The following is a 22084-nucleotide window of genomic DNA, read 5'->3' on the forward strand; positions in this document are numbered from 1 at the left end:
AGGAGGGACGTGATGGCGACCAAACCAGTCACGGACGAATCATTCGAGAACGATGTTCTCAAATCCAGCGCCCCGGTGCTGGTGGACTTCTGGGCCGAGTGGTGCGGTCCGTGCAAGATGATCGCACCCTCGCTGGAAGATCTGGCCAATGACATGGGCGAGAAGATCGTTGTCGCCAAGGTCAACATTGACGAGAACCCCAACACACCCTCGAAGTATGGGGTGCGCGGCATCCCCACCCTGATGATCTTCAAGGACGGTCAGGTGGCCTCCATGAAAGTGGGCGGCGTGGCCAAGAGCAAATTGTATGAATGGGTGGAGCAGTCGCTGTAGGCGGCCCTGCCGTTGCTTAAGCGGCGTCACCGCCGTTGAAAAGGCCCCGCGCGGGGCCTTTTCTTTTTGCCCCGCTCGATGGCGCGGCGCGATCAGCCCGGCAGGTTGCGATCAGCCATTGTCGCGCAGCACGGCGCCGGCCAGATAGAGCGAGCCGCATATCAGTATGCGGCCGCCGCTGGGCCGGTTGGCCCCGCCGCCTTTCGCCATGTCGGCGTCTGCCACGATCTGGTTGAGTGCCGTCGCCACATCCGGCGCCGACATGGCGTTGGCGCCGGCGTCGCGGCCGATGCTGGCCAGGGTGTCGGCCGGCCAGGCATTGGCCTCGCCGGGGACGGCCACGGTCTGCAGCGAGGCGAGGTGCGGCGCCAGCGGGGCCAGAAACCCCGCCGCGTCATGGCTGTTGATCATGCCGGCGATGACGTGCAAGGGCAGGGTCGGAGTCTCCAGCGACCAGGCCAGCGCCTGACCGGCCAGCGCCAGGCCGGCGGCGGGATTGTGACCGCCGTCGAGCCACAACTCCCAGCCGGCCGGCAAGGCATCCACCAGCGGGCCGGTGCGCAGACGTTGTAGCCGGGCCTGCAGTCGGGCGCTGGCCAGACCCTGGCGAATGGCCGATTCATCCACCCGGTCGAAGAGGGAGGTCGCCTCGCAGATGGCGATGGCGTGGCCGGCATTTTCAAACTGGTGAGCGCCCGGCAGGACCGGTGGCGGCAGGTCGAACCGCCACCGGCGACCGCGGTAGATCAGCCGCGGCCCCTGGGCGGTCAGGCTGCGCACCGCCTGCCAGTCCTGTCCGGCGACGAAGAGGGGAGCGGCGATCTCTTCCGCCCGGCGGCGGATCACCGCCATGGCCTCGGCCGACTGCCGGGCAATGACGGCGGGTGACTGCGCCTTGAGGATGCCGGCTTTTTCACCGGCGATGGCCGCCACCGTGTCGCCGAGATAGGCCATGTGGTCGAGGGACACCGGGGTGATGGCGGTGACCGCCGGCCTGGTCACCACATTGGTTGCGTCGAGACGGCCGCCAAGACCGGTTTCCAGCACCAGGGCATCGGCCGGCACCCGCGAAAAGGCGAGAAGCGCGGCGACGGTGGTGATCTCGAAATAGGTGATGAGCTGATGGTCGTTGGCGGCCTCCACCTCGGCCAGCAGCTCCGCCAGGTCGGGCGAGGAGATCTCCGTGCCGGCAAGACAGATACGTTCGTTGAAGCGCACCAGATGGGGCTTGAGGTAGGCGTGCACACGATAGCCGGCGGCCTGCAGGATGGCGGTGGTGAAGGCGCAGGTGGAGCCCTTGCCGTTGGTGCCGGCCACATGAATGACCGGCGGCAGCCTGTCCTGCGGATTATCCAGGCGGTCCAGCAGCCGCCAGACCCGATCCAGCACAAGGTCCATGACCTTGGGGTGGAGAGTCATCATCCGCGCCAGAATGGACTCCGGCGTGGCCGTGGCCGGATCGGCGGTAGTCAGGGAGAGGAACCCGCAGGGCCGGTGGTCGCCGCCGCGGCGCGGTCTTCCTTGCGGCGACCCTTGCCCTGCTTGTCACCGGCGCCGGCCTTGTCGGCGGCCGGCAGGGCGACGACCTCTCCGGGCTCGGCGCTGCGGGTGAGCAGACCGGCCAGGCGGGCCAGCGTGTCGCGCAGCGCCTTGCGCGGCACCACCATGTCCACCATGCCGTGTTCCAGCAGATACTCCGACGACTGGAAATCGTCGGGCAGTTCCTGGCGGATGGTTTCCTGAATGACACGCTTGCCGGTGAAGCCGATGGTCGCCCCCGGCTCCGCCAGAATGACATCCCCCAGCATGGCGAAGGAGGCGAGGACGCCGCCGGTCGTGGGGTCGGTCATGAGGACGATGAAGGGCAAGCCGCGCTCTTTCACCTGCTGCACGGCGACAATGGTGCGCGGCATCTGCATGAGGGAGAGGATGCCTTCCTGCATGCGGGCGCCGCCGGAGGCGGGAATGGCGATCAGCGGCGCCTGCTGCAGTACCGCCAGGCGGGCCGCGGCGACCAGCGCCTCACCGGCGGCCATGCCCATGGAGCCGCCGAGAAAGCGAAAATCGAACACCGCGCACACCGCCGGATGGCCGCCAAGCCGGCCATGGGCGACAATGACCGCATCATCCTCGCCGGTCTTGTCGCGGGCGTCCTTCAACTTGTCGGTGTAACGCTTGCGGTCGCGAAACCGCAGCGGGTCGGCGCCCACCTTTGGCGGTTCTATGCGGCTGAACTGGCCGTCATCGAAGAGCATGGCCAGTCGCTGCATGGCGTCCAGCCGCAGGTGGTGGCCGCAGTGATGACAGACATGAAGATTCTCGCCCAGGTCACGATGGAACAGCATCTGACCGCAGCCCGGGCAGGTCTGCCAGAGATTGTCCGGCATGTCCTGCTTCTGGCCGACCAGACGCTGGATGCGGGGGCGGACGAAATTGGTCAGCCAGTTCATGGGACAATCCGGGTTGAGCCTGGGGAGCCGATGATAGCGGCGCAGTATAGCGCAGATACGGCCGCCATCACGGGGTGCCTGCGCGGGCCTGCCGAACCGCCCCGGACAGCGCCCGGACCTGGGCCAGAACCCGCTCCGTCAGCCCCGGTTTCGCCTGGCCCTGGCCATCGGTTTCCGCAGCGATGGTTTCCACAATGGCGCTGCCGACGACCACCGCATCGGCAACCCGGCCGATGGCCGCCGCCTGTTCGGGCGTACGGATGCCAAAGCCGACGCCAACCGGCAGGTCACTGGCGGCGTGCAGGCGCGCCACCGCCTGGTGCGCCGCCTCCTCCGGCACCGCGCGGGTGCCGGTGATGCCGGTGATGGACACATAGTAGAGCCAGCCCGAGGCATTGGTCAGGACCACCGGCAAGCGCTGTTCATCGGTGGTCGGGGCGATCAGACGGATGAAATGCAGGCCGGCCTGGCGCGCCGGCAGGCAAAGCTCCCGATCCTCTTCCGGCGGTAGATCAACCACAATGAGGCCGTCCACGCCGGCGGCCCGGGCATCGGCCACAAAGGCCGCAACCCCATAGCGATAAATCGGATTGAAATAGCCCATGAGGATAAGCGGGGTGGCGTCATCGTCGCGGCGAAAGGCGCGGACCATGGCCAGCACGCCGCGCAGGGTCATGCCGCCGGCCAGTGCGCGCAGGCCGGCCGCCTGAATGGCCGGACCGTCGGCCATGGGATCGGTGAACGGCATGCCAAGTTCGATGAGGTCGGCGCCGGCCGCCGGCAGGCCGGCCAGCAGGCGGGCCGAAGTGGCGGCATCGGGATCGCCGGCCGTCACATAGGGGACGAAGGCGGCGCGGCCTTCGTCCTTCAGGGCGACGAACCGTCGGGCCAGGCGGTCGTTGGTGTTCACAGGCTGCGCCCCAGGTGCTCGGCGACGGCGAAGACATCCTTGTCGCCACGGCCGCACATGTTCATGACCAGAAGGTGGTCGGACGGCAGGTCCGGCGCGATTTTCATCACATGAGCCAGGGCGTGGGCCGGCTCCAGCGCCGGCAGAATGCCTTCCAGCCTGGTGCAGAGCTGAAAGGCCTGCAGCGCCTCGCTGTCGGTCACCGACACATACTGGACACGGCCGCTGTCGTGCAGCCAGGCATGTTCCGGCCCGATGCCCGGATAGTCGAGGCCGGCGGAAATGGAATGGGCCTCGGTGATCTGGCCGTCGTCGTTCTGCAGCAGGTAGGTGCGGTTGCCGTGCAGCACACCGGGCACCCCGCCGGACAGGGATGCGGCATGGCGGCCGGTCTCGACGCCGTCACCGCCTGCTTCGACGCCGGTGATGCGGACCGCCGCGTCATCGAGGAAAGGATGGAACAGGCCGATGGCATTGGAACCGCCACCGATGCAGGCAACCAGATGATCGGGCAGGCGGCCTTCGGCCTCTTCCATCTGCCAGCGCACTTCCTCGCCGATGATGCATTGAAAGTCACGCACCATGGCCGGATAGGGATGCGGGCCGGCCGCCGTGCCGATGATGTAGAAGGTGGAGTCCACATTGGCCACCCAGTCGCGCAGCGCCTCGTTCATGGCGTCCTTGAGGGTGCGCGAACCGGAGGTGACGGGAATGACCTCCGCCCCCAACAGGTTCATGCGAAAGACGTTGGGCTGCTGCCGCTTCATGTCGGTCTCGCCCATATAGACCGTGCACGGCAGGCCGAAGCGGGCGCACACGGTGGCCACTGCGACGCCGTGCTGGCCGGCCCCGGTCTCGGCGATGATGCGGGTCTTGGCCATGCGCCGGGCCAGCAGAATCTGGCCCATGGTGTTGTTGATCTTGTGGGCGCCGGTGTGGTTGAGCTCGTCGCGCTTGAAGTAAATCTTCGCGCCGCCCAGATGCTCCGTCAGGCGTTCGGCGAAGTAGAGCGGGCTGGGCCGTCCCACATAGTGCTTGAGGAAGTGATTGAGTTCCTGGCGGAAGGCCGGATCCTGCCGCGCCGCGTTATAGGCCTTCTCCACCTCAAGAATCAGTGGCATCAGCGTCTCGGCGACGAAGCGACCGCCAAAGAGGCCGAAATGGCCGCCTTCGTCGGGGCCGCTGCGGTAGGAGTTGATGGTCGGGCGCGAGGCGTCGGTCATGATGGGCTCAGGGTTCGGCGCTGTCCGGGAATTCGCCGGCCGGGCCGGGACAGGAGGGGTGCATAGCACAGGCGGCGGAGCGGGGCACGGGGGGCGCCGTGGCGACGGTCGTTTTGGGCTACGGGGTGGGTTACCGGGTACAGAACCGGGCGCACGGCCGGGCCCCTCAGGCAGTGCGGCAGGCTTCCAGAAAGGAGCGGATACGCTCGGGGTCTTTGACGCCCGGCGCGGATTCGACCCCTGACGACACATCCACATAGCGGGCGCCGGATATGGCTACCGCCTCGCCCACGGTTTGCGGCGTCAGGCCGCCGGACAGCATCCATGGTCGGCGAAAGCGTGGCGCCGCCGCAATCAGCCGCCAGTCAAAGGCAATGGCGTTGCCGCCGGGCAGGGCGTTTGTCATCGCCGCCGGCGGCTTGGCATCGAACAACAGCCAGTCGGCCACCGGTTCATAGGCGCGCGCTTGTTCCAGGTCGGCGGCCTCGGCGATGGCCACGACCTTCATGACCGGTGTGGCAAAGCGCTGGCGGATGGCGACGACCCGCGCCGGGTCTTCATGACCATGCAGTTGCAGAAGGGTCAGGGGCACGGCAGCCAGCAGGCCGGCCAGCTCGTCATCACCGGGATCGACCAGCAGGCCAACCCGCTCCACCCCTTCGGGCGTGGCGCGAGCCAGGGCCGCTGCCTGGTCCTGTGTCACGTAGCGCGGCGAGCGCCGATAGAAGACGAAGCCGACGGCGGCGGCACCGGCTTTCGCCGCCACGGCCAGCGTCTCGGGCGTAGCGATACCGCAGATCTTGGCCTGAACCACCACGGTATGGCCGGTCGTCAGACGCCGGCGCGCATGTCGGCGGCCACCCGCGCCGCTGCCTGCGCCACATCACCCGCCTGGGTGACCGGCCGGCCGACGACGATGCGGTCGGCGCCGGCGGCAACAGCGGCGGCTGGCGTCACATGACGCTTCTGGTCCTGGACGGCGGCCCAGTCAGGCCTGACCCCCGGCGTCACCAACAGAAAGTCAGGGCCCAACCGGCGGCGCAGGTCGACTGCTTCATGGGGCGAACAGACGACGCCATCGAGGCCGCAGTCGCGGGTCAGGGTGGCCAGCCGCACCACCATGTCGGCGGCATTGCCGGCGACGCCGATATCGGCCAGGTCATGGTCGTCGAGGCTGGTGAGCGCGGTGACGGCGATCAGCGCCGGGCGTGGCCGGCCGAGGCGCGACGCCTCTTCGCCGCTGGCGTCGAGCGCCGCCTGCAGCATGGCACGGCCGCCACTGGCATGAATGTTGAACAGCGAGACGCCGAGGGCCACCGCGCCGCGGGCGGCGCCGGCTACCGTGTTGGGGATGTCGTGAAACTTGAGATCGAGAAAGACCGGCGCGCCCAGGTCGACAATACGGCGCACACCATCGGGTCCATTGGCGGTGAAGAACTCCATGCCCAGCTTGACGCCGCCTAGCGGTGGCACGACGGCTCGCGCCCAGGCCAGGGCCTGGTCGCTATCGCGGGTGTCGAGCGCCACGAAGGCGCGGCTGGCGGCGTCCGTCACGGTGGCGGACGACAGGACCGGGGACGGTGCGGCGGATCGGGACATGGTGCGGTCTCGCTTCAGGCACAGGCGGCGCGGCGAGCGTCGCCCTTAGTCACGGCGGGCGCCCATGCCTAGCACAGTGGCTCAGGCTTCCAAAGTCAGGATGATCGGGCCGCGCCGGGTAACGACGACGGTGTGTTCGTACTGCACCGTAAAGCTGGCCGGATCATCGGCCAGCAGGGTCCAGCCGTCGGCCCCCTGCTCAGCCCACTCGGCGCCGGTGGAGAGGAACGGCTCGATGGCCATGACCATGCCATCGGCCATCAGCCGTTGATCGGGACCGCGATCCGGCAGGCCGTGCGAGGTGGCGATCTCGCGCGGCTCGTCATGCAGGGTGCGGCCGACGCCGTGGCTTAGCAGGTTGTGGATCTGGCTGTAGCCGCGGCGGCGGGCGAAGCGACCGACGCGCATGGCAATGTCGTCCAGTGGCCGGCCGGCGCGCACCGCCAGCAGGGCCTGGGCCAGCGCCTTGCGGCCGTCACCGCACAGGCTGTCGAGCCGGGCGGTGGATGGCGGCACCACAAAGCTGCCGCCATTGTCGGCGAACAGGCCGTCCTTTTCCGCCGAAACGTCTATGTTCACCAGATCGCCGGCGGCGATGACGCGATCACCGGGAATGCCGTGCGCCACTTCGGGATTGATGCTGATGCAGGTGGCGCCGGGAAAATTGTAACAGGCCTCCGGCGCGGAGCGCGCACCTTCGCGTTCCAGCAGGGCGCGGCCGATGGCGTCGAGCTCCGCCGTGGTCATGCCCGGCTCCATGGCTTCGGCCATGCGCCGCAGCACCATGGCGACGATACGGCCAATGTCCCGGAGCCTTTGCAGATCGTCCTCGCCGGAGATGGTCATGCGGGGTCACCGCCCGGGTCAAAGGTGCGGCCGGGGCGCGGCTCGATCTGTCCGCTGACGGCCGGCGGCGATTGTTCTGCGGCCCGCGCCTGTTCGTCGTGCAGCGCCTTTTCGGCCGTTGCCAGTCGCTCTTCCATCTGACGGATGGTGCGTCGCCCATGGCGCAGTGCCTGACGGGTGGCGCCACCGTGCAGCCAGGTGAGCACCGCGCCACACAGCCAGCCGATGGCCAGGCTGGCGATGACCAGCAGATAGACCGGCATCTCCACCTGCCAGGGCAGGGGCTCCAGCGCCAGAGTGAGGCGCGCGGGATTGCTCAGCACGAAAAGGACCAGGATGACGGCCAGAAGCGACAGCATGATCCAGCGCAATCGGGACATCATGGCGAGTGAACTCCGCGTCTGGTGTGGCCCGGACCGGCCAGGTCAGGGCGGCTCCGCCCATATGGCCGCGTACAGGTGTGGCCGCCATTATCGCCGCCTGCCGCGGCGCCCGGCATCAGGACCGGCTGGCGGACGGCGCGGTCGTGCGGGAGCGGCCCGCTGGCATGTCAGTGTTGAGCCGTTCCCGCAATTCCTTGCCGGTCTTGAAGAAGGGCACGAACTTCTCGTCCACCTTGACCGATTCGCCGGTGCGTGGATTGCGGCCCAGCCTGGGCGCGCGGCGCTTGACCGAAAAGGCGCCGAAGCCACGCAGCTCCACCCGGTCGCCGCGCGCCAGGGCGCGGCTGATTTCATCGAAGATGGTGGTGACGATGCGTTCCACGTCGCGGTGATAGAGATGAGGATTATGCTGCGCGATACGCAGGATGAGTTCCGACTTGGTCATCGCGCCCCTATGGTCCCGGCCCTGTCGTTCCGCGGGCGAATAATCCCCTGTCCGCCCTCCTGGTCGCCGCTTGTGTCTGCGGCGTGGCTGCGGCGGGCGGCTCCCCTGGCGATTGAACGCTGGCGACAGCCGGGAAACCGTGGCAGAGCGGCCCCGGCCCGTCAAGCCTAACCCTCTCGCACACAAGCATTTTTTGGCATTCAGACGATCCTGAAGCCGGGCCGGGCGGGCCAGGCCAGGGCTGCGGCAGGCAAACGAAAGGGGCCCGAATTGGTTTTCGGGCCCCCGCCGTCAGGACGGTTCCGCCGTACAGGAGCGGGACTAGTCGGTCTTGCCGTCAGCCGGGCCGGTGGCTTCCTGTGTGGTGGCCGTGTGGTCAGCGTCACCGGCATCGTCCGCCGCCTCGGCGCCGGCGTCACGTCGTGACAGTGCCGCCCCCAGGATATCGCCGAGGGAAGCGCCGGACTCGGCCGAGCCGAACTGGGCCATGGCCTTTTTCTCGGTGGCCGCTTCCAGCGCCTTGATGGACAGGGTGGCCTTGCGGTTGGCCTGATCGAACTGGGTCACCTGCGCGTCCACCCGCTCGCCTACGGCGAAACGGTCCGGACGCTGCTCGCTGCGTTCACGCGACAGATCGGACCGCCGGATGAACCCGGTCAGGCCATCGGCCAGACTGACCTCGATACCGCCATCGGTGATGGCGGTGACGGAGCAGGTGGCGGTGGCGCCCTTGCGCAGCGCGGCGCCGGCGCTGGCAAACGGGTCTTCGGTCAACTGCTTGATGCCCAGGGAGACACGCTCTTTCTCGGCGTCCACTTCCAGCACCTTGACCTTGACCATCTGGCCTTTTTCGAAGCCGGTCAGCGCTTCTTCGCCGGACTTGTCCCAGGCGATATCAGACACATGCACCATGCCGTCGATATCGCCGGGCAGACCGACGAACAGGCCGAACTCCGTGATGTTGCGGATCTCGCCTTCGAGCTCCAGCCCGGCCGGATGGGCGGCGGCGAAGGATTCCCACGGATTGTCGAAGCACTGCTTGAGGCCAAGGCTGACGCGCCGCTTCTGCGGGTCCACGTCCAGAACCATGACCTCCACCTCCTGGCTGGTGGAGACAATCTTGCCAGGGTGTACGTTCTTCTTGGTCCAGCTCATTTCCGAGACATGCACCAGGCCTTCGACGCCCGGCTCCAGCTCCACGAATGCGCCATAGTCGGTGATGTTGGTGACGCGGCCGGTGAACTTGGTGCCCACCGGATACTTGGCCTCAACGCCCTCCCAGGGATCCGCCTCAAGCTGCTTCATGCCGAGGGAAATACGCTGGGTTTCCGGGTTGAAGCGGATGACCTGCACCTGAACGCTGTCGCCGATCTGCAGAACCTCAGTCGGATGATTGACCCGGCGCCACGCCATGTCGGTCACATGAAGCAACCCGTCAACGCCGCCAAGGTCAATGAAGGCGCCATAGTCAGTGATGTTCTTGACCACACCGGTGCGGACATCGCCTTCTTTGAGGCTGGTGAGCAGCTCGGCCTTCTGGTCGGCCCGCTCGTCTTCCAGCACGGCGCGTCGCGATACGACTATGTTGCCACGCGAGCGATCCATCTTGAGGATGCGGAACTCCAGCGCTGTATTCATCAGCGACGTGGCGTCGCGCACCGGCCGGATATCCACCTGGCTGCCGGGGAGGAAGGACACCGCACCACCCAGATCGACGGTGAAGCCACCTTTGACCCGGCCGAAGATATGGCCCTTGACCGGATCGCCGGAGGTAAAGCTCTTTTCCAGCAGAACCCATGCCTCTTCGCGGCGCGCCCGGTCGCGGCTCAGCACCGCTTCGCCGTTGCGGTTTTCCAGGCGCTCGACAAAGACTTCCACCGTGTCGCCCACCTGGATTTCCGACGCCTGGCCCGGTCCGGCAAACTCCCGAACCGACACCCGCCCCTCGGACTTCAGGCCGACGTCAATCAGCGCCATGTCGTTTTCGATGGCGATAACGCGGCCCTTGACGACCGAACCTTCGAAATCCGGTGTGGCGGCGAGGCTTTCCTCCAGCAGGGCGGCGAAGCTCTCATGCTCGCCTGCGGTCGCGCCGGCGGTGTTCTGTGCTGTGTCTGTCATGCCCTCACTCTGGTCCTTTCCTGTCGTCCGCCAGGTGCTTCCGGCATGCGGACGGGTTGGTGGCTGTGATCCCGCAACAACACCCGTGTCTGGCTGCGCCGGAAGCAGCCGACCGGAAGTGTCGCGCGGGGACGTTCTCGGGCCGTCCATCTTTGCGTCGGCACCGGCGCACCGCGACGCGGCCGGCTATGACGTGGACTTCATCCCATGGGCCTTGTGGCCCGTTGCCGGTCCGGCCTCACTGGCCGGGCGGCAGATCTTCAGTCCGTGGCCCGGGGACCGCTGACCCGTTGCCCGTGGCGGGCGGCCAGGTGGTCCCTGATATAGGCCAGGGCGCGCTGGAACGTCTGATCGGCATCCAGCGCCGTAGTATCGAGCTGCCAAGCGTCGGTGGCAGGAATCAAGGGCGAAACGGCGCGACCGCGATCCAGCGCGTCACGCCGCTCCATATCCTCTAAAACGCGCCCGTATATACTCTTGACGCCGCGGCTGAGCAACTCCTGGTGGCGGCGGCCGGCGCGGGCGTCCAGGCTGGCGGTGACGAAAATCTTGATTTCAGCGTCGGGACAGACTGTCGTGCCGATATCGCGGCCGTCCAGCACGGCGCCAGGCTGGCCGCCCGGCGGCCTTCTGGCGAAAGTGCGCTGCAGGGGCAGGACCGCCCGGCGCACCGCCGCCACCGCCGCCACCTGGCTCGCCGCCTGGCCTATCTGGTCGGAGCGCAGTTCCGCCACCACCGCCGGATCGTCCAGGACCGCCAGATTCAGGCTCTCGGCCGCCCGTGTGGCCGCCGCGTCATCGGCCGGGTCGCCACCGGCCCGCAGCACCGCCCAGGCGACCGCCCGGTAAATCAGCCCGGTGTCGAGGCAGGCATAGCCGAGCGCCGCCGCCAGACGGCGGGCCAGCGTGCCCTTGCCGGCGGCGGCCGGGCCATCAACGGCGATTGTGATTGCAGGCGGCGGCATGGAGCGGGCGGGACGTCGGTCAGGGCTGGTTGGCCGGCCGGATGGCGCCGCCCAGCCGGTTCATCAGCTCGGCGAAGCCGGGGAAACTGGTGGCCACGGTCTCTGCCCCGCTGACCCGGACGGGCCGCGCCGCGGCCAGCCCGAGAACCAGAAAGCTCATGGCGATACGGTGGTCGTGATCGGCCGCCACCGCACAGCCGCCCGGGATATCGGTGGCCCGGCCCTTGCCGCCGATAACCAGGCTGTCCGGTTGCTCCGCCACGTCAACGCCGGCGGCGGCCAGCCCACGGGCGATGGCCGCCAGACGGTCGCTTTCCTTGACGCGCAATTCCGCGACTCCGTCGAAGCGGGTTGTGCCCTGCGCCGCCGCCGCCGCCATGGCCAGAACCGGATATTCATCGATCATGGATGGTGCGCGGGCGGCGGGCACGGTGATGCCGCGCAGTGGTCCCGCCTTCACATGCAGATCGGCGACGTCCTCGCCGCCGGCCCGGCGCGGGTTCAGGTGCTGGATCTGGGCGCCCATTTCCCGCAGGCACAGCAGGATGCCGCTGCGCAGAGGATTGAGGCCGACATTCTCCACCACCATGTCCGAGCCCGGCGTCAGCAGGGCGGCCACCAGGACGAAGGCGGCGGAGGAGATGTCGCCCGGCACGATGATCGGCGCCGCGGTCAGTTCCGGCCGGCCGACCAGGGTCACGGCGCGCCCCTCAGGCGTGGCGACAACGTCCACCCGCGCGCCGAAATGGCGCAGCATCAGCTCCGTATGGTCGCGGGTCGGCGCCGGTTCAACCACCGTGGTGGCGCCCGGAGCGTTGAGGCCGGCCAGCAGCACAGCGCTTTTGACCTGGGCCGAGGCTACCGGCGAGACGTAGTGGATGGGCAGAGGGTCGCTGGCGCCGGTCATGGTCAGCGGCAAGAGGCCACCGGCGCGGGCATCGAAATGCGCCCCCATCAGGCGCAGCGGCGCCATCACCCGCTCCATCGGCCGGCGGGTGAGCGAGCGGTCGCCGGTCAGGGTGGCGCGCATGGCATGGCCGGCGATCAGCCCCATGAGCAGGCGCGTACTGGTGCCGGAATTGCCCAGGTCCAGAATGGCGGCAGGCTCGGCCAGGCCGCCGACCCCGACACCGGTCACCTGCCACTGGCCGGCGCCGCGTCGCTCCACCGTGACGCCCATGGCCCGCAACGCGTCGGCGGTGGCAAAAATGTCTTCGCCTTCCAGCAGGCCGCTGATGTGGGTGACGCCCACCGCCTGGCTGCCCAGCATCAGGGCCCGATGGGACACCGACTTGTCGCCGGGAACCGGCGCCCGCCCGGTCAGTGGCCCGGACGGGCTGCTGATTAGGGTCAGGCCGGCCGCGTCGGCCTCTGGCGGCGGCTGTGGCGGGTGGCGGGCGGTGGTGGCGTCACTCATGGCGTCATCTTGCGGTTGGGGAATCATGGAGTTAGGGACTGGCGCAACCGTGCGGAAACCGGCCAGGGATGGCGGGTGTTTAGCACGAAATGGCGTCTGTCGCTTGCCGCCGTGCTTGCCTGGCTCTCCTGTTGAAAGCCGGAGTATCAGCGGTGCGCCCCCGGTAATCGGCCGGCCGGAGCCCGGGGGTGCGGGATTTTGCTTTGACAGCGGGCGATCATCATGGCAAACGCCGCGTCCTGTTTTGGATTCCCCGTCAGCGGAGATTGACCTTGGCCAGTGCCGACCTTGGCTTCAAGCGGATGTGCCTCAGTTGCGGCGCCCGTTTCTATGATCTCAATCGCGAGCCCATCATCTGCCCCAAGTGTGGCAGCGAGCACAATCCGAACGCCCAGAAGGCGCGCCGCCGCGCGGCGTCGGCGGAGCCGGCCGTGGCGGCCGTGGCGGTGGCGGCCGTCGCCGCCGACGATTCGGCGGAGGATGCCGAGCTGGAGGATGTAGAAGACGATGAGGACGCGGGCATCCCCGAGGTGGACGACGAGGATGACGACGATGAGGAGGTCGCCGCCGGTGCCGGCACCAAGGTGAAGGCCAAACGCCGCTATGCCGCCGATGACGACGACACCACCATCTCGCTTGACGAAGCCGCGGCGGAGGAAGGCGAGAGCGACGACGACGATGATGATGATGACGACGACGACGTCGATGTTCTCGACGATCTCGACGACGTGGACGACGACGACCTGGACGACGATGACGACGAGGACGTTGACGACGACGATGATCTGGATGAGAAGAGCGTCATCTGACGGGCGGCTGTCGGAGGATGACGGCCGGTGCTAGTGTGACGTCCCGGGCCGGGACCATCATCGCCTTAGCGAAGAGATGGAGGCAAAAAAGGCAGGTCTGAACCAGACGTCACATCTGAACCACATGACGTCTGAACCACATGGGATACTTGGGGCCGTAGCTCAGTTGGGAGAGCGCTACAATGGCATTGTAGAGGTCGTCGGTTCGATTCCGTCCGGCTCCACCATCCCGGGACAGTCCGCCGCCACAGTCATGCGATGATCACAGAGGCCCGGCCGCCACAGGCGCCGGGCCTTTTGTCTGTCCGGTGCGGTCAGGCGCTGATCCGCCGCCTGGCATCATCGGCGATGGACAGCAGCACCTGACGCTCCTCATTGCTGGCGCCGACCCGCGGCAGGTCGCCGGCCATGGCGGCGAGGGCGGCGGCGGCACGCCACTCACCGCGACCATAGGCGGCGAGCGCGCGGGCCGCCGGCAATACGACGTCGTGCCAGGTGGGACGGATGGCATCGGCGCTGGCTTCGGCGTAGCGGGTGATGTCCCGGACATGGCCGTCCATGGCCCCGGTCTCTCGGGCCTGGCCCAGGGCGTGGACATAGAGCAGATCGAGGAACGGCCGGCGATGGGCCGGCAGGTCCTGGCGAATGGCGGCGGCGACAGCCTGCCATCGCTCGCCGACCGCAATCCCCCTGAGGCCCAGCCGGGACAGCAGGCCGATGGCGTTCTGCGCGCCGCCGGCGGTGCCCAGCCTGGGGGCAATGTGGTCGTCATAGATCGCCAGCACCCGCTGGTGGCGGTCAAGCGCCAGATGGAACAGGGCGGTGTGCCACCAGTTGTGAGTACGCAGTGCACCACTGCATTCCGCCCAGCCGGCGCGGTGGTCTTCCATCCAGCAGGCGCCGCCGGCCATGTCGCCACGGCTGACGAAGACATGGGCCAGCGCATGATGGGCGCCAGGGTCAACGGGATCGAGGGCGATGGCCTTGCGGCCGGCGGCATCGGCCTCATCAATGCGGCCGCATTCCTCCAGGCCGAACGCCAGCATGCCCCAGGTGTAGCCGATGTCGCTGGCGCCCTTGAGCGCCATGTCCGGCAGGCGCCACAGACGGTCATTGTCGCCGGCGGTATTGGCCAGCGTGGTGCCCAGCAGCACGGCCACCAGATCGCGCGGATGATGGCGGGCGAGGTCTTCAAAACGGTCCAGCGCGGCTGCCCAGTCGCGGGCCTGCCAGGCTTCGAGGGCGGCATACAGCCGATGTTCACGGGCACGAGCCGGGTCATGGGCCGGGTTGCCGGTCCGGTCGCTGCTGGTGCCGGTTGGGTTCAGGGCCGCCGCTGCCCGGTCGAGGAAGGCGCGGGCGTCGCGGCGGTCGGCACTGTCCTGGCCAAGGATACACAGCGCCGCAGCCAGCAGATTGGCCAGCACACAGTCCGGGTCGGCCTCCGCCGCGTCGAGAATCTCTCCGGTGCCGCCATCGAAAGTGAGCAGCCGGTGGCTGAACCTGTCCATGGCGGCGATGGTCGCGGGCGCGCCGCCGCTGATCGGGTTGCCCAGCCAGTCTTCCACCACGCTTACGCCTCCGTCGTCCTTATGTCTGTTGCCGCCAGGCGGTTTCAGGTCCGCAGGGTAGGGCGCGGCGATGCCGACGGCAATGCGACGGAGGAGGACGGGGCCTGGCTGAAAGAGTCGGTGAGGCCAGCGAGGCAGCCGCGCCAGCCACGGGCGTGGCTGTCACGCTGGTCCGCTGTGGCGATGCGTTTGTGAATGACCGTGATGTCGGTGCCGTCGGTCGTCCCCTCGAAGCGCACGGTGACCCGCTCCAACGCCTGCGGCGTGATATCCGTCTGCCAGGTGAAGACCAGCCGGTGCGGCGGTTCAATCACCTGGTAGAGGCCGGCAATGGTGATGCGCCGGCCGTCGGCGAAGTGGTTGACGATGCGGTAAGCGCCGCCGACCTTGAGGTCGAACGCCGCCTCCACCCGCACCACGTCCGGCGGCGTCCACCAGCGACAAAACTGGGTCGGCGTGGTCCAGGCTTCAAAAAGGCGCGCCGGCGTCGCCCGCACGAACTGGCGCATCACCAGATGGAGGTCAGCCACCTTCGCCGCCGTCTTCGGCGAAGCGCGCCAGGGACTGCAGGGTGGCCCGCCACAGGCGACGGTTGCCGGCGAGCCAGGTCTCCACCACCTCGAGGGCGGCGGGATCCAGGGTGCAGCGGTGGACGCGGCCGTCAATGGCCCGCCGGACCAGACCGGCCTGCTCCAGCACCCGGATGTGCTTGGAGGCTGACGGCAGGGCCATGGCGAAGGGAGCGGCCAGGTCGGTTACCTTGGCCGGACCTCCGGCCAGACGGTCGAGCATGGCGCGGCGGTGGCGGTTGGCCAGGGCGCGGAACAGCCGGTCGAGATCGGCCTCGAGCGCCGCTTCTGGCGCACAGGGCCGGGAAGAAGGCGGGGCAGAGGGCAAAGTCATCATTGACGGATACTAAGCCAGGATGGAAACTTAGCCAATAGGGAAACTAAACCAGTAGGGACGGAGCACTGCCATGAGCGAACCCATCCACCAGGACGTCGTGTTGCCGGCGCCGCCGGCGGCGGTCTATGCGGCGTTGACCGACGGCAAGGCGTTCGCCGCCTTCAGTGGCGGCACGGCGCAAATCGAGACCGAGGTCGGCGGCGCGTTCTCGCTGTTCGACGGCCGCATCACCGGCCGCACCATCGAGGCGATCCCGGCCAGCCGCCTGGTCCAGGCGTGGCGGGCGGGCAACTGGGACGATGGGGTCTATTCGCTGGTGCGGTTCGACCTGGCGGCAGAGGGTAAGGGGACGCGACTGACCCTCACGCACGATGCCTTTCCCGACGCCATGCGGCCCCATCTGGAGGGTGGCTGGCCGGCCATGTACTGGCAGCCGCTGACCAAACACTTCACCTGATTTTATAGGGGCGCCTGGCTGTTCAGGTCCGCCCACACCGCCGGAATACCAGGCCGGTCGCCCCATAGGAGGTGTGGCGAAAGACGGCGCTGCGGCCATCCGGGCCGGGCGGGTCGAAGGCCAGGGCGTGACTCTGGCCATCGGCCGTGCGGAGCTGGAACAGGCCGGGATAATCGGCCGCCAGCGGCGTCAGGGTTGGCGACGGAGTCGGGGGCTGGCCGGCGGTTGCCGGGCCGTAAGTGATGGTCAGGTCGCCATCATCGTCGGCGCTGACCGTATGAACGGCGCCGGTTGCTGCATGGCTGTAGCGGCCCACATAGGGCGCCGGATCCACCGCCGGCGCGGGTGGGCGCTGGTCGGGCAGGCGCACCAGGCGACTGCGGCGGCCGCCCCAGTGGAGGGTGAAGGAACCATCCCGGTCCGGCGCCAGACGGGTCGGCGCGCTGGCGCCGAAGCCGCTTTCATAGGCGCCGCCAGCTACCGGATGCAGGGCCACCGGCAGACCCAGAAGGTCGCCGTCGAGACCACCGGCGCCGGAGGCGCCAAGCGTCAGCGTCTCGCCGGTCTGCGGGTCCATATAGCGGCCGGCGCCGCCGGCCGTGGTTGAGCCACTGACGGGCCCGGTGCGGCCATGAGTCGGCGCACCGTCGGCTGACGGCAGGTCGCAGATCCGCTCGATCAGCCGGGCCAGTCGCGGCCGGATGGCGATGCCGCTCCGGGCGACCGTATAGACCAGGCCCAGACCATAGTCGGGCAGCCAGGCGATGACCGACTCCGAGCCCGGTTGCATGCCGCCGTGATAGCGCACCGTCAGGCCGTGCAGGCGGTCGAGGCGCAGGCCCTGGCCATAGGTGAGGGTGGTTCCGTCGGTCAGCCGGGTCGGCCATGACAGGGCGGCGGCCGGACCATTATCACGCAGGGCCCAGGCCAGGCGGGCCAGGTCCGCCAGGCGGCCGGCGAGTCCGGACGGGCCGAACACTCCCCATGACCGCACTTCTGCCAGGCCCGCGCCGAACGGAGCATGGCCACGCGCCATGCCGGCCCGCTCGGCGCTGTCGGCCGCCGCCCGGTCTTCCACCAGGCGCAGGCCCGGAGCGGTCAGCGGCCGGGCAATCTCTTCGGCCAGCAGGCATTGGCGCGAGCGGCCGGTGGCCGCCTCGGCGGCCAGAACCGCAAGCACGTAGTTCAGGTGGGTATAGAGGAAGCGCCCGCCCACCGGGTCCACCGGCACGATGCCGGCGTCCAGCACCGCCCGCCAGCCCGCGCCGTCGGGCGGCCCGGCGTCATGGCCGGTCAGCAGCCGGACGGTTGGCCCGTCCAGCAGGCCGCTGGTCATGGACAGCAGAGCGGCCAGCGGCACACGGACCGGCAGGCGCAGCCCCGGCAGGAGCGCACGAAGGTCCTGTGACAGGGACAGGTGGCCGGCCCGAGCCAGACGGTGGATGAGCAGTGCGGTCACGGTCTTGGCCACCGACGAGACAAAAAAGAGCGTGTCGGGACCGGCCATCGGCCCGTCCGCACGCTGTCGCCCGCGCCAGTGGCACACCATCCGGCCATCGGCGCCGATCAGGGCGAGGCCGGCCGCCGGCCCGTCCGGCTCGTGCCAGCCGTTGAAGCAGGCGACGGCGCGGTCGGCGCCGGCTGACGAAAACCCCGTCATGCGTCTGTCATGGCCGGCGCACTGGCGCTAGGCTCGCCCGTGGGCCGAAGCGCGGGAGCGAATCGCAGACGCCAGTCGGGGGCGAGCCGGGGCGGCCTTGTGAAACGGGCGCGGGCCCGGAAGAAAGCGCATTTGGGGGACAGCATGACACGCATCATGACAGAGTTTCCGACACCGTTCCGGGTGATCGAGAATCTGTGGGTGACGCTGCCGGACGGTGAACGCATGGCGGCGCGGGCCTGGATGCCGGAGGGGTCGGAGACGAAACCGGTGCCGGCGATCATCAAGTATATCCCCTATCGCAAGCGCGACCGCACCCGTGGCGGCGACGAGGCCCTGATGCCCTACTTCGCCGGCCATGGCTATGCCTGCCTGCGCGTCGACATGCGCGGCTCCGGCGATTCCGACGGGCTGATGGAGGACGAGTATCTTGAGCAGGAGCTGCAGGACGGTAAGGACGCCATCGCCTGGATTGCGGAGCAGCCGTGGTGCGACGGCAATGTGGGCATCATCGGCATATCGTGGAGCGGCTTCAACGGCCTGCAGATCGCTGCCCGGCGTCCGCCGGCGCTGAAGGCGGTGATCACCGCCTGCTCCACCGATGACCGCTATGCCGACGACATGCACTACATGGGCGGTTGTCTGCTGAACGACTGTCTCGACTGGGGCGCCAGCTTCTTCAACACCCTGCATACGCCGCCGGACCCGGAGATTCGCGATGACTGGCGCCAGCAGTGGATACGCCGGCTGGACAACGGCACCTTCCCCATGGCGGCGTGGCTGAAACACCAGCGGCGCGACGCCTTCTGGAAGCATGGCAGCGTCAATGAGGACTGGTCCGCCATCCAGTGCCCGGTCTTTGCCATGGGCGGCTGGATGGACGGCTATTCCAACGCCATTCCACGCCTGCTGGAAAATCTGACGGTGCCGCGCATGGGGCTGATCGGGCCGTGGGCGCACCTCTATGGCCATCAGGGCCGGCCCGGCCCGGCCATGGACTTCCTGGCCATGTGCGTACGCTGGTGGGACCAGTGGTTGAAGGGCGTCGATACGGGCGTCACCCGCGAGCCCATGCTGCGCGCCTACATGCAGGAGCGGGTGCCGGCCAGGGGCCTGTATGACGTTTGTCCGGGCCGCTGGGTGGCGGAAGACAGCTGGCCGTCGGCGCGCATCACGCGACAGGATTGGGTCCTGAACGGCGATGGGCGCCTGACGCCGCGGCCGCCGGGCGCGACTCGTGAGGCGGCGGCCGACCCGCAGGCGGGTGCGGACCAAACGCGACTGGACCTGCAATCGCCGCAGACCGTGGGCATTGCCGGCGGTGAATGGTGCGCCTATGGCACCGGCGGTTACGGCCCGCAATTTCCCGCCGATCAGCGGCAGGACGATGCCCGCAGTCTGGTGTTCGAGAGCGAGCCCCTGCAGGAGCGGGTTGAGATCCTCGGTCAGCCACGGGTCCGCCTGCGTCTGGCGGTGGACCGGCCGGCGGCGTTCGTCGCCGTGCGCCTGAACGATGTGCATACCGACGGCAGCGTGTCGCGGGCCAGTTTCGGCGTGCTCAACCTGACCCACCGCAACGGCTCTGAATCACCGCAAGCGATTGAGCCGGGTGAAACCATGACGGTGGATGTCAAGCTGAACGACATCGCCTATGCCTTCGAGGCCGGGCATCGCATTCGCTTTGCCATTTCGACCACCTACTGGCCGATGATCTGGCCGTCACCCGAACCGGTGACCCTCAGCCTGTGGGCCGGCGCCAGCCATCTCAGCCTGCCGCTCCGGCCGGCGCGGCCGGCGGATAGCGAGCTGGACCTGGGTGAGCCGGTGGTGCTGGCGGGAATGGCCGGCGAGGCGCTGGAGGCGCCGTCGGGTGAGCGGGTGCTACATCACGACTTTGGCGACGACACGGTGGTGATCGAGGCATCGGAGAATGCCGGCCGCTTCCGCATTGGCGATACCGGCACGGAGCTGTCCGGGGAGCAGAGCGAGCGCTTTGAGATCCGCGAGGGCGATCCGCTGTCCTGCGCCAGCGAAATCACCAAGACCATGGCCTTTCATCGCGACGGCTGGACAATCCATGTGGAGGCTACGGCAGCGTTGACCGCGACGGTGGATAGCTGGTTGCTGAAGGGCCACATCCGGGTGACGGAAGGCGACAAGGTGGTGTTCGAAAAAATCTATGACTGCCCGACGCCGCGCGACCACTGCTAGACGGTCGCCGGTGGCGGGGAGTCAGCCAGACGGTTATGTGATGGCATAGGCGCGATAGCCGGTGCGCCACAGGCCGCCGGTGTGACGCGCTTCATAGAGCATGTGCAGGCGATCATCACCGCGCCAGCATTCGAACTTCTCGATCACCTCTTCCGGCCCCAACGGCTTGTCCACTTCCGAACGCCAGACCGGATCGAGAAACAGCGGATCGTCGGGGCGGGCCAGGGCCAGGGCCATGAGACAGACATTGCGGGTCGGCCGGGTGTAGTAGAAATAGGGCCTGAAACCGCCGAGGTCGGTGCCCCGTTCCAGATTGCCGCCGCAGCGAGCGGCGATCCAGCGGTCGGGCTGAAACGGCAGCGGACTGTCCCGGTGACGCTCTTGCAGCGTCAGGGTGCCAGCATCGCCGTCAAAGACCAGGCGGGCCCAGGCCAGGCGGCCTGTGGTTTCATCCACGTGGTAGGAATCATAGCCCAGCCAGAACGTAAAACGCTGGCCGTCATGGCTGATCGGCTCGAAGCAGCCATTGGCTTCCAGGCTGGCCACGTCCGGAGCGCCGCCTTCCCATTCCCACGCCTCCTGTGGCGCCATGGAAAATCGGGGAATGCGCGTGAACGGACCTTCGGGCGTCGGCGCCAGCGACGCGGCCAGGCCACGCCCCCAGGAGTGGAAGGCAAGCCACTGATCAGCCGCCACACGAACCACTAGATGGATGACCGCCCACAACTCTTCGCCGAGCGGCGACAGGACGGTGTGGGGCTGGCCGGCCTGCAGATCGTCGGTGGAGAAGGAGCGCACCTGGCTGACCCACTGGCCGGACGCGCTGTGGGTGGTGGTGTAGAGCCTGGTGCGCCCGTCGCCGTCGCACCAGATTCGGCCGTCGGGCGCGAAGGCCAGCGTACCGAAACCGGCATGACCCTGGTCCGGCAGCACATGGGGGATGCAGCGCTCCAGCACCAGGTGGCAGCCCGGCAGATCGATGGGCAGGGCGTCCGATGGCCCGAGGCGGATAGGCTCGATCATGGCGGATCCTTGTTGCGGCCGCGGGTATGGTGTCGCGCGGTCATTGAACGATGCCGCCAGCGGCCAGACAATAGACGGTCTGCCGCGCCTGGCGGCTCACCAGGCGGCTCAACCGCCGGCGCGAGCCGACGGAGTCGGCGCTAGCTATGGTCCATCTGCAGCAGCACAAGCAGCAGGAACAGGATCATGCCGGCCAGGACGATGAGGGACCCCAGGCTGACCAGAGCCGCGCTGCCGCCGGTGGTGCGCATATAGAGGCCGACAATGAAAATCAGCGCGCCGGCATTGGCCGTCCAGAACTGAAAGCGGGCAACAGGGGAGTTGGTGATCTCCGGCCAGGCGCGAAAGGTCAGGCCATAGACAGCGAAACTGACCCAGCCCACAAGATTCAGATGGCCGTGCACCGGCGACAGGCTGAAGTCCTCATGAAGGCCGCTCCATATGCCGAGCGCCATTCCGGCGATGGCGTAAATGATAGCGGCGGTAATGTAGTAGCCGGCGAGGTTGCGCATGACTGTGCTCCTTTGCGGATCCGGGTGCGGGCCGGTTTGCGGGCGCGAATGCGGGCCGATTTGCGGCCCTGGTCGGGTCGGCCGGACGGATCGTTGGACGACGCCCGGCAGCAGGCGATAATCGTGCGAAAATTCGTGCAGCGCGCAAGAGAGCAGCCCGCGGCCGGCCAGGCGCCGGCGACGGAATAACAGGACGACAGGGCGATAGGGTGACACGGTAACGGGGCAACAGGGCAGCGGTCA

The 22084-nt window shown here is 68.2% G+C and carries 22 protein-coding genes and 1 tRNA gene; 5 read left to right on the forward strand and 18 right to left on the reverse strand.

Annotated elements, in window-relative coordinates; genetic code table 11:
• Positions 1 to 12 precede the first annotated feature (12 nt).
• Positions 13 to 333: a thioredoxin TrxA gene (gene trxA / locus RIE31_09175; protein ID MEQ8640761.1), complete on the forward strand. Its 321-nt coding sequence runs from the start codon at positions 13 to 15 to the stop codon at positions 331 to 333.
• 111 nt (positions 334 to 444) lie between these two features.
• Here trxA and RIE31_09180 read toward each other — a convergent pair whose 3' ends face one another.
• The 12 genes from RIE31_09180 to aroA form a co-directional block, all read right to left on the reverse strand.
• A complete protein-coding gene (locus RIE31_09180; protein MEQ8640762.1) occupies positions 445 to 1755 on the reverse strand; it encodes a folylpolyglutamate synthase/dihydrofolate synthase family protein in 1311 nt (436 codons plus the stop codon).
• A gap of 47 nt (positions 1756 to 1802) precedes the next feature.
• Complete coding sequence (gene accD / locus RIE31_09185) at positions 1803 to 2783, reverse strand: acetyl-CoA carboxylase, carboxyltransferase subunit beta (GenBank protein MEQ8640763.1); 981 nt, start codon at positions 2781 to 2783, stop codon at positions 1803 to 1805.
• Between the two features lie 67 nt (positions 2784 to 2850).
• Complete coding sequence (gene trpA, locus RIE31_09190; GenBank protein ID MEQ8640764.1) at positions 2851 to 3693, reverse strand: tryptophan synthase subunit alpha; 843 nt, start codon at positions 3691 to 3693, stop codon at positions 2851 to 2853.
• On the reverse strand, positions 3690 to 4916 hold the full coding sequence (trpB, locus tag RIE31_09195; protein ID MEQ8640765.1) for a tryptophan synthase subunit beta: 1227 nt from the start codon (positions 4914 to 4916) through the stop codon (positions 3690 to 3692). The genes trpA and trpB overlap by 4 nt, the downstream gene beginning before the upstream one ends.
• Before the next feature lie 166 nt (positions 4917 to 5082).
• On the reverse strand, positions 5083 to 5733 hold the full coding sequence (locus RIE31_09200) for a phosphoribosylanthranilate isomerase (GenBank protein MEQ8640766.1): 651 nt from the start codon (positions 5731 to 5733) through the stop codon (positions 5083 to 5085).
• A gap of 14 nt (positions 5734 to 5747) precedes the next feature.
• Positions 5748 to 6515, reverse strand: coding sequence for an orotidine-5'-phosphate decarboxylase (pyrF, locus tag RIE31_09205; GenBank protein MEQ8640767.1), 768 nt, complete (start codon positions 6513 to 6515; stop codon positions 5748 to 5750).
• Between the two features lie 81 nt (positions 6516 to 6596).
• On the reverse strand, positions 6597 to 7361 hold the full coding sequence (gene map / locus RIE31_09210; GenBank protein MEQ8640768.1) for a type I methionyl aminopeptidase: 765 nt from the start codon (positions 7359 to 7361) through the stop codon (positions 6597 to 6599).
• Positions 7358 to 7744 carry a LapA family protein gene (locus RIE31_09215; protein MEQ8640769.1) on the reverse strand — a complete coding sequence of 129 codons (387 nt, stop codon included), beginning with the start codon at positions 7742 to 7744 and terminating at the stop codon, positions 7358 to 7360. Before RIE31_09215 ends, map begins: the two co-directional genes overlap by 4 nt.
• Positions 7745 to 7859: 115 nt before the next feature.
• The gene (gene ihfB, locus RIE31_09220; protein MEQ8640770.1) at positions 7860 to 8189 is read right to left on the reverse strand and encodes an integration host factor subunit beta; all 330 of its coding nucleotides are present in this window, start codon (positions 8187 to 8189) and stop codon (positions 7860 to 7862) included.
• A 321-nt stretch (positions 8190 to 8510) separates the two neighbouring features.
• Entirely contained in the window at positions 8511 to 10310 is a 1800-nt protein-coding gene (rpsA, locus tag RIE31_09225; GenBank protein MEQ8640771.1) for a 30S ribosomal protein S1, read from the reverse strand.
• 260 nt (positions 10311 to 10570) lie between these two features.
• Positions 10571 to 11275, reverse strand: coding sequence for a (d)CMP kinase (gene cmk, locus RIE31_09230; GenBank protein ID MEQ8640772.1), 705 nt, complete (start codon positions 11273 to 11275; stop codon positions 10571 to 10573).
• Positions 11276 to 11294: 19 nt separating this feature from the next.
• The gene (gene aroA, locus RIE31_09235) at positions 11295 to 12692 is read right to left on the reverse strand and encodes a 3-phosphoshikimate 1-carboxyvinyltransferase (protein ID MEQ8640773.1); all 1398 of its coding nucleotides are present in this window, start codon (positions 12690 to 12692) and stop codon (positions 11295 to 11297) included.
• 272 nt (positions 12693 to 12964) lie between these two features.
• Here aroA and RIE31_09240 point away from each other — a divergent pair, with 272 nt between their 5' ends.
• On the forward strand, positions 12965 to 13501 hold the full coding sequence (locus RIE31_09240; GenBank protein MEQ8640774.1) for an FYDLN acid domain-containing protein: 537 nt from the start codon (positions 12965 to 12967) through the stop codon (positions 13499 to 13501).
• Between the two features lie 151 nt (positions 13502 to 13652).
• Positions 13653 to 13728 (forward strand) — tRNA-Ala (locus RIE31_09245).
• Positions 13729 to 13815: 87 nt separating this feature from the next.
• Here RIE31_09245 and RIE31_09250 read toward each other — a convergent pair.
• The 3 genes from RIE31_09250 to RIE31_09260 are packed head-to-tail and all read right to left on the reverse strand — an operon-like array spanning position 13816 to position 15978.
• A complete protein-coding gene (locus tag RIE31_09250; protein ID MEQ8640775.1) occupies positions 13816 to 15072 on the reverse strand; it encodes a hypothetical protein in 1257 nt (418 codons plus the stop codon).
• Between the two features lie 44 nt (positions 15073 to 15116).
• Entirely contained in the window at positions 15117 to 15602 is a 486-nt protein-coding gene (locus RIE31_09255; protein MEQ8640776.1) for an SRPBCC domain-containing protein, read from the reverse strand.
• Entirely contained in the window at positions 15595 to 15978 is a 384-nt protein-coding gene (locus RIE31_09260) for a metalloregulator ArsR/SmtB family transcription factor (protein ID MEQ8640777.1), read from the reverse strand. The genes RIE31_09255 and RIE31_09260 overlap by 8 nt, the downstream gene beginning before the upstream one ends.
• A 70-nt stretch (positions 15979 to 16048) precedes the next feature.
• Between RIE31_09260 and RIE31_09265 the strand changes: the two genes are divergently transcribed.
• Positions 16049 to 16435 (forward strand): SRPBCC domain-containing protein, encoded by a 387-nt coding sequence (locus RIE31_09265; protein MEQ8640778.1) that lies wholly within the window; start codon positions 16049 to 16051, stop codon positions 16433 to 16435.
• 22 nt (positions 16436 to 16457) lie between these two features.
• Here RIE31_09265 and RIE31_09270 read toward each other — a convergent pair whose 3' ends face one another.
• Complete coding sequence (locus tag RIE31_09270) at positions 16458 to 18095, reverse strand: serine hydrolase domain-containing protein (GenBank protein ID MEQ8640779.1); 1638 nt, start codon at positions 18093 to 18095, stop codon at positions 16458 to 16460.
• 156 nt (positions 18096 to 18251) lie between these two features.
• On the opposite strand from RIE31_09270, the gene RIE31_09275 reads away from it, so the two are divergent.
• Positions 18252 to 20306, forward strand: coding sequence for a CocE/NonD family hydrolase (locus RIE31_09275; GenBank protein MEQ8640780.1), 2055 nt, complete (start codon positions 18252 to 18254; stop codon positions 20304 to 20306).
• A gap of 33 nt (positions 20307 to 20339) precedes the next feature.
• Here the strand turns inward: RIE31_09275 and RIE31_09280 are convergent, their stop codons facing one another.
• The gene (locus RIE31_09280) at positions 20340 to 21329 is read right to left on the reverse strand and encodes a hypothetical protein (GenBank protein ID MEQ8640781.1); all 990 of its coding nucleotides are present in this window, start codon (positions 21327 to 21329) and stop codon (positions 20340 to 20342) included.
• A 140-nt stretch (positions 21330 to 21469) separates the two neighbouring features.
• On the reverse strand, positions 21470 to 21841 hold the full coding sequence (locus RIE31_09285) for a hypothetical protein (protein ID MEQ8640782.1): 372 nt from the start codon (positions 21839 to 21841) through the stop codon (positions 21470 to 21472).
• Between the last annotated feature and the right edge of the window lie 243 nt (positions 21842 to 22084).

It is taken from the genome of Alphaproteobacteria bacterium (assembly GCA_040218575.1).
GTDB lineage: Bacteria > Pseudomonadota > Alphaproteobacteria > JAVJRE01 > JAVJRE01 > JAVJRE01.